The sequence below is a fragment of the Streptomyces sp. NBC_00285 genome, from assembly GCF_036174265.1.
Taxonomy (GTDB): domain Bacteria; phylum Actinomycetota; class Actinomycetes; order Streptomycetales; family Streptomycetaceae; genus Streptomyces.
In genome coordinates, this window is sequence record NZ_CP108055.1 from 7,554,251 (window position 1) to 7,569,050 (window position 14,800).

General features: G+C 69.9%; 11 protein-coding genes. 8 read left to right on the plus strand and 3 right to left on the minus strand.

Annotation, left to right across the window (positions count from 1 at the left end):
* Nucleotides 1-185 precede the first annotated feature (185 nt).
* The 6 genes from OHT57_RS34965 (at nt 186) to cimA (ending at nt 9,555) form a co-directional block, all read left to right on the plus strand.
* Nucleotides 186-1,274, plus strand: a complete 1,089-nt coding sequence (locus OHT57_RS34965; RefSeq protein ID WP_328750759.1) for a branched-chain amino acid aminotransferase — start codon at nt 186-188, stop codon at nt 1,272-1,274.
* Nucleotides 1,275-1,553: 279 nt separating this feature from the next.
* Nucleotides 1,554-2,624 carry a hypothetical protein gene (locus OHT57_RS34970; protein ID WP_328750760.1) on the plus strand — a complete coding sequence of 357 codons (1,071 nt, stop codon included), beginning with the start codon at nt 1,554-1,556 and terminating at the stop codon, nt 2,622-2,624.
* Between the two features lie 15 nt (nt 2,625-2,639).
* A complete protein-coding gene (locus OHT57_RS34975; protein WP_328750761.1) occupies nt 2,640-3,962 on the plus strand; it encodes a KamA family radical SAM protein in 1,323 nt (440 codons plus the stop codon).
* Between the two features lie 319 nt (nt 3,963-4,281).
* Nucleotides 4,282-6,351, plus strand: a complete 2,070-nt coding sequence (locus OHT57_RS34980; RefSeq protein ID WP_328750763.1) for a TolB family protein — start codon at nt 4,282-4,284, stop codon at nt 6,349-6,351.
* A 29-nt stretch (nt 6,352-6,380) separates the two neighbouring features.
* Nucleotides 6,381-7,649, plus strand: a complete 1,269-nt coding sequence (locus OHT57_RS34985) for a hypothetical protein (RefSeq protein ID WP_328750764.1) — start codon at nt 6,381-6,383, stop codon at nt 7,647-7,649.
* A gap of 301 nt (nt 7,650-7,950) precedes the next feature.
* Entirely contained in the window at nt 7,951-9,555 is a 1,605-nt protein-coding gene (cimA, locus tag OHT57_RS34990; protein WP_328750765.1) for a citramalate synthase, read from the plus strand.
* A 9-nt stretch (nt 9,556-9,564) separates the two neighbouring features.
* Here the strand turns inward: cimA and OHT57_RS34995 are convergent, their stop codons facing one another.
* From OHT57_RS34995 to OHT57_RS35005, 3 genes are all read right to left on the minus strand, one after another.
* A complete protein-coding gene (locus OHT57_RS34995; protein ID WP_328750766.1) occupies nt 9,565-10,053 on the minus strand; it encodes a hypothetical protein in 489 nt (162 codons plus the stop codon).
* Between the two features lie 76 nt (nt 10,054-10,129).
* Complete coding sequence (locus tag OHT57_RS35000; RefSeq protein ID WP_328750767.1) at nt 10,130-10,333, minus strand: DUF397 domain-containing protein; 204 nt, start codon at nt 10,331-10,333, stop codon at nt 10,130-10,132.
* Complete coding sequence (locus OHT57_RS35005; protein ID WP_328750768.1) at nt 10,330-11,136, minus strand: helix-turn-helix domain-containing protein; 807 nt, start codon at nt 11,134-11,136, stop codon at nt 10,330-10,332. The genes OHT57_RS35000 and OHT57_RS35005 overlap by 4 nt, the downstream gene beginning before the upstream one ends.
* A 112-nt stretch (nt 11,137-11,248) precedes the next feature.
* Here OHT57_RS35005 and OHT57_RS35010 point away from each other — a divergent pair, with 112 nt between their 5' ends.
* Nucleotides 11,249-11,668, plus strand: a complete 420-nt coding sequence (locus tag OHT57_RS35010; protein WP_328750769.1) for an ATP-binding protein — start codon at nt 11,249-11,251, stop codon at nt 11,666-11,668.
* Nucleotides 11,669-11,745: 77 nt separating this feature from the next.
* Complete coding sequence (locus OHT57_RS35015) at nt 11,746-14,775, plus strand: glycoside hydrolase family 3 N-terminal domain-containing protein (protein WP_328750770.1); 3,030 nt, start codon at nt 11,746-11,748, stop codon at nt 14,773-14,775.
* The last annotated feature ends 25 nt before the right edge of the window (nt 14,776-14,800 follow it).

Sequence of the window (14,800 nt, forward strand, 5' to 3'; positions counted from 1 at the left end):
CGCCGGGTGCCACCATCATCCCCAGGGTCGCATTCACGCCGTTTTCGTCCACGGACCCCCGCACGCGATAATCGAACGTGGAGCCGCGGATTGAGGGAATGCTCGGACGTCCTCGCACTGGTCACTGACAGTAAAAGGGCGTGAGCGCGGCCCGTCACTACACAACCGGTGAAGGACAACCACTCATGACGACGCCCACGATCGAGCTCAAGCCCTCGGCCTCGCCACTTTCCGATGCGGAACGCGAGGCGATCCTGACCAACCCCGGGTTCGGCCGCCACTTCACCGACCACATGGTGGTCATCAAGTGGACCGAGGGCCGCGGCTGGCACGACGGCCAGCTCGTCCCGTACGCGCCGATCTCCCTCGACCCCGCCACGATGGTCCTGCACTACGCGCAGGAGATCTTCGAGGGACTCAAGGCGTACCGCCAGCCCGACGGCACCGTCGCCACCTTCCGGCCCGAGAAGAACGCCGAGCGCTTCCAGCGGTCCGCGCACCGGCTCGGCATGCCCGAGCTGCCCGTCGAGACCTTCATCGAGGCCTGTGACGTGCTGGTGCAGCAGGACCAGGACTGGGTCCCGGCGCACGGTGGCGAGGAGTCCCTCTACCTGCGCCCCTTCATGATCGCCACCGAGGTCGGCCTGGGCGTCAAGCCGGCCAACGAGTACCTCTTCATGGTCATCGCCTCCCCGGCCGGCGCCTACTTCCCCGGCGGCGTCAAGCCGGTCTCCATCTGGCTCTCCGAGGACCGCGTCCGCGCCGTCCCCGGCGGCATGGGCGACGCGAAGACCGGCGGCAACTACGCCGCGTCCCTCCTCGCCCAGGCCGAGGCCGCCGCCAAGGGCTGCGACCAGGTCTGCTACCTCGACGCGGTCGAGCACACGTGGGTCGAGGAACTCGGCGGCATGAACCTGTACTTCGTGTACGGCGACCGGATCGTCACGCCCACCCTCACCGGCTCGATCCTGGAGGGCGTCACCCGCGACTCCCTGCTCGCCGTCGCCCGCGACCTCGGGTACGGGTCCGAGGAGAGCCGGGTCTCCGTCGACCAGTGGCAGCGCGACTCCGAGAACGGCACCCTCACCGAGGTCTTCGCCTGCGGTACGGCGGCCGTGATCACCCCGGTCGGCACGGTCAAGCGCGCGGGCGCCGAGTGGCGGCAGTCCGGCGGCGAGCCCGGCGAGGTCACGCTGAAGCTCCGCCAGGCCCTCCTGGACATCCAGCGCGGCACGGCCGAGGACAAGCACGGCTGGATGCACAAGCTGGGCTGACCCGGCCGCCGTCCGGCCGGGCCCCCGGCGGCCGCGCTTGCGGTCGCCGGGGGCCGGGCTGTGGCGCTCTGGCCGGGGCACTCCCGGCCGACGGCCGCTCGCTGCGTGCCTTACGGCCAGACACCGCGCCCTGCGTGCCTCATGCCACCCACCGCATGCCGCGTGCCCCACGTCGTGCCGACCGTCCGTTCGACGCGTATCGCCTCCCCCGTGCGGGTATCCACTGATTCCGCGGGGGAGCGAGCGTTCCCCCGCGCACACATCTCAGGGGGGACAGGGGTGAACGGACGCTCGCCGATACCCCGGCTGCGCTGGCTGGCCCGCACGTTACGCACCCCGCGCCGCCCGCAGAGCCTCACCGTGCTGGTGCTGCTGGCGGCCTGCGCGGGCCTGCTGCTGTGGTTCGCCTCGCGCATGGACAACTACGGCGAGAACCTCACCCTCAACCTGGGCACCGACATCGTCGGCGTCGTCATCACCGTCTTCGTGATCGGCCCGCTGATCTCGCGCGCCCAGGAGGGCCGGGTCCGCGAGCACACCCGGCTGGACTACGAGTGGTTCAGCGCCCAGGTCTACGGCGCCACCTCCAACGTCAAGGTCCTCGACACCTTCTCCAACCTCTTCGGCCCGCAGTTCTCCGAGCGTCTCTTCCGCGGGATCAAGGCGGCCACCGCCCACGGGGCCCGGGTGCAGATCCTGCTCCTCGACCCGGACTCCCTCGCCGTGATGCTGCGCGGCCGGGAACTCGGCGAGCACAGCGCCGACATCCGCCGGGACATCCTGCGCAACCTGCGCACCCTCCACGGGTTCGCCCGGCGCCTCGACGACACCTCCCGCCAGCTGCTCGAAGTACGGCTGTGCTCCGCCTCGCCCGGAGTGACGCTGTACCGCTGGGACGAGCGGTGCCTGGTCTCCTTCCTCACCGTGGGCCGGCTGTCGGGGGAGGGCGTCCAGCTGGAGGTCGCGGTGCGCTCGCCGCTCGGCACCTTCGTGGAGCAGCGGTTCGACGAACTGTGGCAGCAGAGCAGACCGATGGAACGGTTCACCCATCTGCCGGTCACCCTCGTCGACTCGGCCGCCGCACGGCGCCGGTTCACCTGCCGGTTCGTCTCCCTCGACGACTGCCTGTACGTGTCCGGCCCCGACCTCGTCACCTATCTGGCCCGCCACCGCCTCGACGAACTCACCGCGTACAGCGAGTCCTTGACGATCACCGAGGCCCACCAGGTGTTCGTCGTCGACGACGAGAGCGAGTTGCACACGCGGCTCATCCAGCACTTCGCGGAGAAGTACGATGCGTCGGCGACCGCCTTCGTCGAATTGCGGCCGCCGGTCCTGATCACGGAATAGAGGGCCCTGGCACCGATGAGTTCAACGCACCACCTCGCTCCCTCTCCGGGGAGCCCCCGCTTCCGCGCCTTCACGCCCCGTGACCTGGACGGACTGCTCCAGCGAGTCTCCCTGACAGCCGATCAGCGGCTCGCCCTGCGCGCGGTGTCGGCGGTCCTGCCGTTCCGGACGAACACCTATGTGCTCGACGAGCTCATCGACTGGACGGCGGCACCCGACGACCCGATCTTCCGGCTGACCTTCCCCCAGGAGGGGATGCTGCCGCCGCCCGAACTGCGCCGGATGAAGGACCTGCTGGCCAGGGAGGCCCCGAAGGCGGAGGTGCTCCGCGCGGCCCACGAGATCCGGATGAAGCTCAACCCGCACCCCTCCGGCCAGCTCGACGCCAACGTCCCGGTGCACGAGGGACAGCGTCTGACCGGCCTCCAGCACAAGTACCCCGAGACGGTGCTGGTCTTCCCGCGCCAGGGCCAGACCTGCCACGCCTACTGCACGTACTGCTTCCGCTGGCCCCAGTTCGTCGGCGAGGCCGAACTGCGCATCGCGACCGACGACATCGGGACCACGTCCGCCTATCTGCGCGCCCACTCCGAGGTCACCAGCGCCCTGATCACCGGCGGCGACCCGCTGGTGATGAGCACCGAGGTGCTGCGCCGCTACGTCGAGCCGCTGCTGGAGATCGACACGATCCGCTCGATCCGGATCGGCACCAAGTCCCTCGCGTTCTGGCCGTACCGCTTCACCCGCGACCGTGATGCCGACGACCTCCTGCGGCTCTTCGAGAAGGTGGTGGCGAGCGGCCGGCATCTCGCCCTGATGGCCCACTTCACGCATCCGCGGGAACTGCGTCCCCCCGTCGTACGGGAGGCGATGCGCCGGGTCCGTGACACCGGTGCCGTGATCCGCTGCCAGGGCCCGCTGGTGGCCGGTATCAACGACAGTGCCGAGGCGTGGGCCGAGCTGTGGGAGGAGACGACCACGCTGGGGGCGGTGCCGTACTACCAGTTCGTCGAGCGGGACACCGGCCCCCAGGGCTACTTCGGTGTGCCGCTGGCCCGCGGCCACGAGATCTTCCGCGACGCCTATTCGCGCGTCTCGGGCCTCGCCCGTACCGTTCGCGGCCCGGTGATGTCGGCGATGCCGGGCAAGGTGTGCGTGGACGGCGTCGCCGAGATCGCCGGTGAGAAGGTCTTCGTCCTGCACCTGATCCAGGCCCGCGACCCGTCCCTGGTCGACCGCCCGTTCTTCGCGGCCTACGACGAGGGCGCGACCTGGTTCACCGACCTGAAGCCGGCGTTCGGCGCGAGCGAGTTCCTGCCGGGGCTGGAGCCGGGGTGACGTGTGCGCGGGGGACGGTTCTCGGCCAGGCAGGGGAGTCGCTGGACGGGAGTCCCCTCGCGGACGCGTGACCTGTCGCCCGGGTTGTACGCAATAAGACCGATTGACCCTGTGGTCGGTGGTGCGTTTGCCTCGTGGGGAGCCCTCGGCAGCGAGTGAGCCGGAGGGGCGCGCCGGTGTCGAGGGGGCGAGCGTGCGGAGGCCCGGAGGGCTGAGCACGGCCGGCCTCTCCGCACCCGCTGAGGGCGCCCCGCAGGCGAGCGAGCCAAGGGAAGGGACGCCGGGGGGCACTGCGTCAACGGGGACCACAGGGGGAAACATGTCCAGAGCCGCCATCTGCTGTTCAGGCGCGGCCTTACTCGTCGCGCTCACCGCAACCATCGCGACCGCCGCACCTCCGCTCACCGCGACCGCCGCACCTCATGGACCGAAGATCCAGCGCGTCAGCACCGCCGCCGACGGCAGCCAGGCCGACGGCACGTCGGACGACGCCGCGATCAGCGCCGACGGCCGCCACGTCACGTTCGTGTCCATCGCGCCGAGCTTCGGCTGCGAGCGCTACGCGCCGTGTCTGCTCGTGAAGGACGTGGCCGACGGCCGGATCACCAGGATCGACCTCGGCAGCGGGACCACGTACAACTCTCCGATGCCGAGCGCCGACGGCAGCCGTATCGCCTTCTCCGCGGGCACCCGGTTCTCGGCGCCCTACCTGTACGACCGCGCCACCGGCCGTGCGGAGAAGCTGTGGCCGCAGGACCCGCCCGGCTTCAACGAGTTGGGGAGCGTGCAGTCGATCAGCCCGGACGGCACGCACATCGCCTACACCGTCGGCAACCGCAACGGCCCGGAGAACACCAGGTTGCTGTACGTCCGCGACACGGCCACCGGCACCGACACGCTGATCTCTCCCGCCGAGGAGGGCCAGAAGGGCGGGGCCTCGGTAAGTGGTGACGGGAAGCGGATCGCCTACTCGGTCCGGGGGGACGCCGAGGGGGACGACCCGAACGACGTGTACGTCAAGGACCGGGTCACGGGCAAGCGGACCCAGGTCGACGCGGACCTCGGTGTCGCCTACCTGATCCGCATCACCGCGGACGGCCGCCGGGTCCTGCTCGACGCCGACAGCGGCATCTACGTCCACGACCTGCGCACAGGTGTGTCGCGGCGCGTGGCCGACGGAAGGGCCTTCTCTGTCACGGCGGACGGCCGGTACGCCGTCGTCGCGGGCGAGGACGGGCAGCGGGTGCGCGACCTGCGGACGGGGCTGCGGGGGACCGTCCTTCCGCCGACGGCCCAGGTGGGGGAGGCCGGGCTGGCCGACAAGGGGCGCACGGTGGCCTTCAACGCGCGCGAGTCCCACCTGGTGCCCGGCGACACCAACGGGGAGACGGACGTGTTCGTCCTCTCCGGGAAGCTGAGCAGGAATCCGGCACCCCTGCCGTCCGTCACCGAGCGGATCAGCACCACGAGGGAGGGGCAGCAGCGGTCCGTGGCGTCGTACGACCCGGTGATGGGTCAGGACAAGGTCGTCTCCTTCACGTCGGACGGTGACGTGTTCGTCAACGCGTCGGGCGGTGTCTCCGAGGTCAACTCCAGTACGCAGAAGCCGTCGTCCGAGGGATCGCCCTGCTACAGCGGACGCATGGTCGGCTATGCGGGCCCGCTCGCATCCGACGGCGGCCCGGGCGTCCACGTCCGCAACCGCTCGGTCGGCAAGCTCACCAGCATCGGCTCTTACCAGGGCGTCCGCTTCACCTGGGTGGGGCAACCCGTGGTGGACCCCACCTGCCAGTGGCTCACCTACGTCGCCACGCTGCCCGCCACCGCGACCGAGCCGGACCCGCAGCCCCGTGTCTACCGCTTCAAGTTCAACGGCGGCACCATCGACGTGGTCAGCGCTCCCACGGGCGGGGCCGCGGGCAACCCGTCGGTCAACTACAACGCCCGGTACATCGCCTTCGAGCAGGGCGGCGACGTCTACGTCCGTGACCTGGACACCGGCGCTCTGGAGAAGGCCGGCAAGCACGCGACGGCGCCCTCCCTCAGTGCGGACGGCCGCAAGATCGCGTACCAGCAGGGGCGTTACGCCGTGGTCCGCGACCTCGACACCGGCGCCACGAACCGGGTCAGGGGCACCCAGCCCTCGCTCGCCGGGACCGGCACGGCTCTCGCGTACACCTCGGGCCGTTCCGTGTATCTGCTCGAACTCGCCACCGGAAAACGCCAGTTGGTCAGCGTGGACCGCTGGGGCGGCCGCAACGACCTGCCGGCCGGGCACCCTTCCGTCAACGCCGACGGCACGGTCGTCGCGTTCGAGTCGACGTCACCCGATCTGGTGGCGGGGGACACCAACGGGGTGGCGGACGTGTTCCTGCGGACAGTGCAGTGACAGGCAGTACCTACTACGGGGGAACGAGCATGCAGAGCAAGACACGTCTGGCGGTCACCTTCCTGGCGGCCCTCGCCGCGGCGGCACTGACCGGCCCCGCGGCGAGCGCGGCTCCGAGCGGCCCGCACACCGAGAAGGCGACCGTGGCCCCGGACGGCACGGACGGCAACGCCGGATCGAGCGGGCAGAGCATCAGCGCGGACGGCCGTTACCTGGCCTTCGTCTCCCACGCCGACAACCTCGTCGCGGGCGACACCAACGGGCTGGAGGACGCCTTCGTCCGCGACCTGAAGACCGGCGTCACGCGCCTGGTGAGCACCGGCGAGGACGGCAACCCGTGGCACGGCCACGTCACGGGCGTCTCGCTGAGCGCGAACGGCCGGTATCTGGCCTTCACCTCCAACGCCACCTACGACACCGCCGACAACCAGATCTGGATCAAGGACCTGAGGACCGGCGCCCTGCAGCGGGCCGACACCGCCGTCGACCCGGACGCGGGCTACGTGTCCGCCGGCGGCCCCGCCCTCAGCGCCGACGGCCGCTACCTCGCCTTCGTCGCCCTGCAATCGACCTCCGAAGGGCCGGCGGGCGACAGGTCCAGCCGCGTCTACCGTCTCGACCGCGTCACCGGCGAGCGGGTCCGCATCAGCCAGGTGCCCGGCGAGAACGCCTGGAAGTCCGCCGCCACCAGCCCGTCCATCAGCGCGGACGGCAACCGGGTCGGCTACCAGTTCTTCGTGCCGCATCCCGCCTCGGGCGACTGGAGCGACGCCTACGTCCGTGACGTGCGCAGCGGCGGGCTGATCCAGGCCGACAAGGCGCCGGACGGCAAGGTGTCCACCGCGCAGACCGAGTTCCCGCAGGTCAGTGCCGACGGCCGGTACATGGTCTTCAACTCGCTCGACTCACAACTGACGCCGGGCGACACCAATAACGGGCACAACGTCTTCGTCCGTGACCTGAAGACGGGCCAGGTACGCCGGATCGACGCCGCCGACCCTTCCGGCTTCACCGCGTACCCGCAGCTCGGCGCGGACAGCCGGCACCTCGTGTACGTCGAGGACGCCGACCCGGACCACCCGAGCCAGGCCTATGTGCGCGACCTGCGCACCGGGCGCACGGTGCTCGCCAGCCCCACGGTGCAGGGCGGCCCGAGCGGTTCCTACGGTGTCGACTTCCCGGTGATCGACCGGGACGGCCGTACGGTCGCCTTCAGCAGCTGGGCCAAGGATCTCGTGCCCGGCGACACCGGGGAGCCCGACTACGTCACCCACGTCTACGTCCGTCACCTGAAGTGATCGACCGCATCCTGAGACAACGGTGAGCGGGGCGCGGGGGTTGTGCCAGACTTCCCCCGTGCTCTCGTTCGCCACGATTATTGGCAGCAGGCGCGCCGGTCCGCAGTGACCGCCACGTACGACCAGGTACGGGCGGACACCGTCGTCTTCGACCCGCGCGCAGACCTCTCGCACCCGCGAGGGGTTTTTCGCTTTTCTGGCCCACCCACAGCCAGAAGTGAGAGCGCGAGGGAGTATGTGGAGGCGGTGGAGCCGGTCATTCCGGTACGACCGAGATCCGATCCTCAGGAGCCTTGAGACCATGACCGCAACCAGCGAGCTCGACGATCAGTTCCACGTCTTCGACACCACCCTGCGCGACGGCGCTCAGCGTGAGGGCATCAACCTCACCGTCGCGGACAAGCTGGCCATCGCACGGCACCTGGACGACTTCGGCGTGGGCTTCATCGAGGGCGGCTGGCCCGGCGCCAACCCGCGGGACACGGAGTTCTTCGCCCGCGCCCGTCAGGAGATCGACTTCAAGCACGCCCAGCTCGTGGCCTTCGGCGCGACCCGCCGCGCGGGCGCCAAGGCGTCCGAGGACCCGCAGGTCAAGGCCCTCCTGGACTCGGGCGCCGAGGTGATCACCCTGGTCGCCAAGTCGCACGACCGGCACGTCGAACTGGCGCTCAGGACGACGCTGGACGAGAACCTGGAGATGGTCCGCGACTCGGTCTCCTTCCTGGTGTCGCAGGGCCGCCGCGTCTTCGTCGACTGCGAGCACTTCTTCGACGGCTACCGCGCCAACCCCGAGTACGCGAAGGCCGTCGTACGGGCCGCATCCGAGGCCGGCGCCTCCGTCGTCATCCTCTGCGACACCAACGGTGGCATGCTCCCGGCGCAGATCCAGGCCGTGGTCGCCACCGTCCTCGCCGACACCGGCGCCCGGCTCGGCATCCACACCCAGGACGACACGGGCTGCGCGGTCGCCAACACCCTGGCCGCCGTGGACGCGGGCGCGACCCACGTGCAGTGCACGGCGAACGGCTACGGCGAGCGGGTCGGCAACGCCAACCTCTTCCCGGTGGTCGCGGCCCTGGAGCTCAAGTACGGCAAGAAGGTCCTCCCCGACGGCAAGCTGCGCGAGATGACCCGTATCTCGCACGCCATCGCCGAGGTCGTGAACCTGACCCCCTCCACCCACCAGCCCTACGTCGGCGTCTCCGCCTTCGCCCACAAGGCGGGCCTGCACGCCTCCGCGATCAAGGTCGACCCGGACCTCTACCAGCACATCGACCCCGAGCAGGTCGGCAACACCATGCGGATGCTGGTCTCCGACATGGCGGGCCGCGCGTCCATCGAGCTCAAGGGCAAGGAACTCGGCATCGACCTGGGCGGCGACCGCGAGCTGGTCGGCCGGGTCGTGGGGCGCGTGAAGGAACGCGAACTCCAGGGCTACACGTACGAGGCCGCGGACGCCTCCTTCGAGCTGCTGCTGAGGGGCGAGGTCGAGGGCAAGCCCCTTAAGTACTTCTCGGTCGAGTCCTGGCGCGCGATCGTTGAGGACCGCCCCGACGGCAGCCACGCCAACGAGGCCACCGTGAAGCTCTTCGCCAAGGGGGAGCGCATCGTCGCCACGGCGGAGGGCAACGGCCCGGTCAACGCGCTGGACCGCTCCCTGCGTGTGGCCCTCGAAAAGATCTACCCCCAGCTCGCCAAGCTCGACCTCGTCGACTACAAGGTCCGCATCCTGGAGGGCGTGCACGGCACGCAGTCCACGACCCGCGTCCTGATCTCCACGTCGGACGGCACGGGGGAGTGGTCCACGGTGGGCGTCGGGGCGAACGTCATCGCCGCGTCCTGGCAGGCCCTGGAGGACGCGTACACCTACGGCCTGCTGCGCGCGGGCGTGGAGCCGGCGGAGTAACTCCCCGACTCAGCACGAGTCCTCGGCGAGCTTCTCGAACTCGCCGAGGCTCATCGCACGGTCGTCGGCCCAGACCTGGCCGGGTTTCAGCTTCGCAAGGTCGGCCGTACGGAATGTCAGGGTGACGCTGTACTCGTAGTTGGACTCGCCCTTCATGAAGCCGAGTTGGTAGGTGTAGTCGGCCACGGGCGTCTGGGTCCCGGACGGGCGCGCGTGCCAGTCGGTCAGGGGTGAGAAGAGCGGAAAGCCCGCGTTGCCGGGCCGCACCGTGTCGGGCACGTGCCAGCCGGACAGGTTCGGCCCGGAACCGTCCTTCGCCTTGGTACCCGTGAGCGACAGCCCCTGCACGCGGTCGTCCCCGCAGGGCCGGATCAGCGCGTGCGGCTTCCCGTCCGCCCCCAACTGCACGGCGGCCAGCGGCAGATCGATCGCCCCGCAGCCGCTCAACAGCCCCGCACCGACAGCCACACCGGCCATCGCGATGACGCACCGTCTCATCGCCGTCCCCCTCACCCCGGTGTACCGAGCACACCATCGGTCCGGGGCGCGTGGCGACCACCGTTGTGCACCGGTCCTATTGCGGTCCTACAACTGAGTCGAGCGAACCTGCCGCGAGCGCCAGGAAAGCGGCCCAAGTGCCCGGCGCCACGGTGAGGTTGGGGCCGATGGACTTGGAGTCACGGACGTGGACGGCGGACGGCTCGGTGGCGACCTCGATGCAGTTGCCGCCCTCGCTGCCGCTGTAGCTGGACTTGACCCAGTGGAGTGCGGTGCTCATCGGTCTCCTAGCAATCCGTGCAGGAAGCGCACGCTCTCGTCGGGCGAGAGGGCCTGTGACCGCAGCATTCCATACTTGTGGTGATAGTCGCTGACCTCGTCGGGATCGTCCAGAAGGAAGCTCGCACGCTGGACTTCCAGGTAGACCAGGCGATCGAAGTCGGGTGTTTCCAGCAGCACCATGGGCCCGTCGAGACAGGCGTGCGGGGTGCGGTCCTCGGGCATGATCTGGAAGCCCATGTGGACGGGGGCGGTGTACTCCAGGATCTGGCGGATCTGGTCCCGCATCACGTCCGGCCCACCGACCTGACGGCGCAGGACGCTCTCCTCGATGACGAAATGGCCCACGGGTGGCCGTTCCCGCTGCCACACCAACTGCCGTTCCATACGGGACTGCACCCATTGCTCGGCGGTCTCGCTCCCCAGGGCCGGATACCGGTAGCCGACGACCGCACGGCAGTACTCCTGGGTCTGAAGAAGTCCCGGCACCACCTGTGTCTCGTACGAGAGGAAGCTCATGGCCTCCTGCTCATGATCCACCAACGACTGCGCGAACTGCACCACCTTCTCCCGCACCGGCATCCGCTCCACGAGCAACGCCAACGCGCCCTTCGTGCCGAGCAGTTCGTCGAACTGTTCCGCCCGGTCCGGTTGCAGGGCCAGCCTTCCCTGCTCGATCGACCCCACCGTGTCGACGTGGACGCTCGCCGCTTCGGCGAACTGTTCCTGTGTCAGACGGGCGTGCTTGCGATAGTGCGCCACGAGCGAGCCGACCACCTGCCACGAACCGACCTTCTTCGACATGGTCAATTTCTTCCCCCGTACGCAGCCCAAGTCCTCGTAGTGGACTCGTAGTAATGAGAACTACGACCTCACTCACTGCCCCACGATAGTCACCGCCTGTGACAGTCGCCCCGTGAACAGCCAACCCCAACTCCTCCACGCCCGCACCGCCCTGTATCCCCGCGACCGCAGGTCAGTAGCCGTGGCCAGGGATCTCACCCGCGTCACCCTGACCGACTGGGGGCTGGCCCAGCGGAGCGACGACGTACTGCTCTGCGTGAGCGAGCTCGCCACCAACGCCCTCCTGCACGGCGTCCCGCCGAACCGCTGCTTTCAGCTCGCCCTGAGCCTCGCCACCGACGGAGTCCTCCGCGTCGAGGTCCACGACAGCGGTCCCGGCGAGATCCACCCCGCGCACCCCTTCCCGAGCCCGGACACCGAACGCGGTAGCGGCCTTCTCCTCGTCGCCGCGCTGGCCGACGACTGGGGCGTCCGTGAACGGGATCCGGGCAAAGTCGTCTGGTGTGAGTTCCGGGGCGGCGGGCCGTCTTGACGGTCCTGTGGGCCGCCAGTTAACTCCCGGCGTGAGGTAAGTCACGAGTGGATTACGAGAGCCAAGGGGGAAGCTCCATGCGTTCCGTACGAAGAACCGCCCTGCTCGCCTCGGCCACGCTCCTGGCGGCGTTGGTGCCGCTGGTGTCCGCCCAGGCGCAGGCCGCCGACGATCCGCCACCGGTCCCCGTCGACCGTTTCGAGGGTGAGGTGCCCTTCGCCTCCCAGCCCGCCGAGGGCATCTTCACCTGGGGCAGCGACAACGACGACCCGCCAACTCTCGCACTCACCACGAGAGATGACGCCCCCGAGGGAGCGAAGGTCCTCGCCGGGACCTACGACATCAGCGGCTACGGCGGCTTCACCCACGACTACGCCGCCGCCGGGCCCGCCCACGACTGGTCCGCCCGTAAGGGCATCCGTTTCTGGTGGGAGGGACAGAACAACGGCAAGAAGGTCGCCTTCGAGCTCAAGGACGGCGGCGCCAACGGCGAGGCCTCCGAGCTGTGGACGACCTCCTTCACCGATGACTGGACGGGCTGGAAGCAGGTCGAGATCCCCTTCACCGACTTCGCGTACCGCACCGACTACCAGCCCGTCGGCGGCATCGACCACGTCCTGGGGCTGACGGAGATGTGGGGGTACGCCCTCACCCTCCCTGTCGGCGCCCCGGGCCGGTTCGCCATGGACGGCGTCGAGTTGTACGGCAAGGCCGACCAGTCGCTGCGTGCGAGCGTCACCACCGACGCCCCCGTCTACCCGGTCGCGCAGGGCAGGACCGCCACCGTCAAGGTCACCGTCGCCACCACCGGCTCCGCCCCGCTCGACGAACCCGTGACCGTCGCCTACGAGACGCCGGCCACCGGTACCGCCGACCCCGGCAAGGACTACACCCCGGTCTCCGGCGCCCTCACCTTCCCCGCCGGTACCGCCTCCGGCACATCGCAGGCCATCCGGGTCACCACCCTGAAGGACAAGACGGCCTCCGAGACCGCCGAGACCGTCCCCCTCAAGCTCACCGTCACCGGCGCCAAGGCGCCCGCCGAGACCCCGCAGGTCGTCATCGACGCGCACGGGCTGCCGTATCTGAACAGCAAGCTCCCCGTGAAGCAGCGCGTCGCCGACCTCCTCTCGCGGATGAGCCTCGCGGAGAAGGCCGGTCAGATGACCCAGGCCGAACGCGGAGCCGTCGGCACCGGAGGCGACGTCGCCTCCTACGACCTCGGCTCGCTGCTCTCCGGCGGCGGTTCCACTCCCACGCCCAACACCGCCGAGGCCTGGGCGAAGATGATCGACTCCTTCCAACTCCGGTCTCAGGCAACGCGGTTCCAGATCCCCCTCATCTACGGCGTCGACGCCGTCCACGGCCACAACAACCTGGTCGGCGCCACCGTCATGCCGCACAACATCGGCATCGGGGCCACCCGGGACCCCCAACTCGCCGAGCGGACAGGGGCCGTGACGGCCGCCGAGGTCCGATCCACCGGCGTCCCCTGGGACTTCGCGCCCTGCCTCTGCGTCACCCGTGACGAACGCTGGGGACGTTCCTACGAGTCCTTCGGTGAGGACCCTGCCCTCGTCGAGTCCCTGGAGACGGTCATCCAGGGCCTCCAAGGTGCCCGCAACGGGAAGGACTTGAGCCGCGACGACAAGGTCCTCGCCACCGCCAAGCACTTCGTCGGCGACGGCGGCACCGCGTACGGCTCCTCCACCACCGGCACCTACACCATCGACCAGGGCGTCACCACCGTCACCCGGCAGCAGCTCGACGCCGTCCACCTGGCGCCGTACAAGGCGGCGGTCGAGCGTGGCGTCGGCACGGTCATGCCGTCGTACTCCTCGCTCGACATCGTCGGCGACGGCCTCGGCCCGGTGAAGATGCACGCCCGCGGCGACATGATCAACGGCGTCCTCAAGAAGAAGCTCGGCTTCGACGGGTTCGTCATCAGCGACTGGAACGGCATCGACCAGATCCCCGGCGACTACGCGAGCGACGTCCGCACCTCCGTCAACGCCGGGGTCGACATGGTGATGGCCCCGTACGCCTACAAGGACTTCCACGCCGCGCTCGTGGCGGAGGTGCGGGCCGGGCGCGTCAGCGAGAAGCGGATCGACGACGCCGTATCCCGCATCCTCACGCAGAAGTTCAAGCTCGGGCTCTTCGAGAAGCCGTACGCCGACACGAGCGGTGCCTCGGCCATCGGTTCCGCCGGACACCGGGCCGTGGCCCGCGAGGCGGCCGCCGAGTCGCAGGTGCTGCTGAAGAACAGCGCCGGTCTTCTGCCGCTGAAGAAGTCGCAGAAGGTGTACGTGGCCGGGTCCAACGCCGACGACATCGGCAACCAGAGCGGCGGCTGGACCGTCACCTGGCAGGGCTCGTCCGGCGCGATCACCCCCGGCACGACCGTCCTGGAGGCGATGCGTAAGAACTCCCCGGCGCTGACGTACTCCAAGGACGCCTCCGCCCCGACCGCCGGCTACGACGTCGGCGTGGTCGTCGTCGGCGAGACGCCGTACGCCGAGGGCGTCGGAGACGTCGGCAACGGCCACGACCTGGCGCTGTCCGCCGCCGACCAGGCCGCCGTCGACAAGGTGTGCGCGGCGATGAAGTGCGCGGTGCTGATCGTCTCCGGGCGGCCGCAGCTCATCGGCGACCGGCTCGGCCGGATCGATGCCCTGGTCGCCTCCTGGCTGCCGGGCACCGAGGGCGACGGAGTCGCGGACGTCCTGTACGGCAGGCGGGCCTTCACCGGCCAACTCCCCGTCACCTGGCCGAAGTCGGAGGCCCAGCTGCCGATCAACGTCGGCGACCCGACGTACGACCCGCAGTTCCCGTACGGCTGGGGCCTGACCACGCTCACCAAGGTTCCCGACGGCGGGGCCAAGACACTCAAGGCGCTCGGCCTCGCCGCGAAGGCGGCCGAACGGGCCGGGGCCGACCGGACGGGCCGCGCGCTCGTGGAGAAGGCCCGGCTGATCGTCCAGCACAAGGTCCGGGACATGACGGCCGGCGTCGCCGCGCCCTTCGCCGACGCCGATCACCTCCTGCTGACCGGACGCTACTCAGAGGCGGTGGCGAAGCTGACGGAGGCCTACCGGGCCGCCTGAGCAGCCGGTTCCGGGAGGCTTCCGG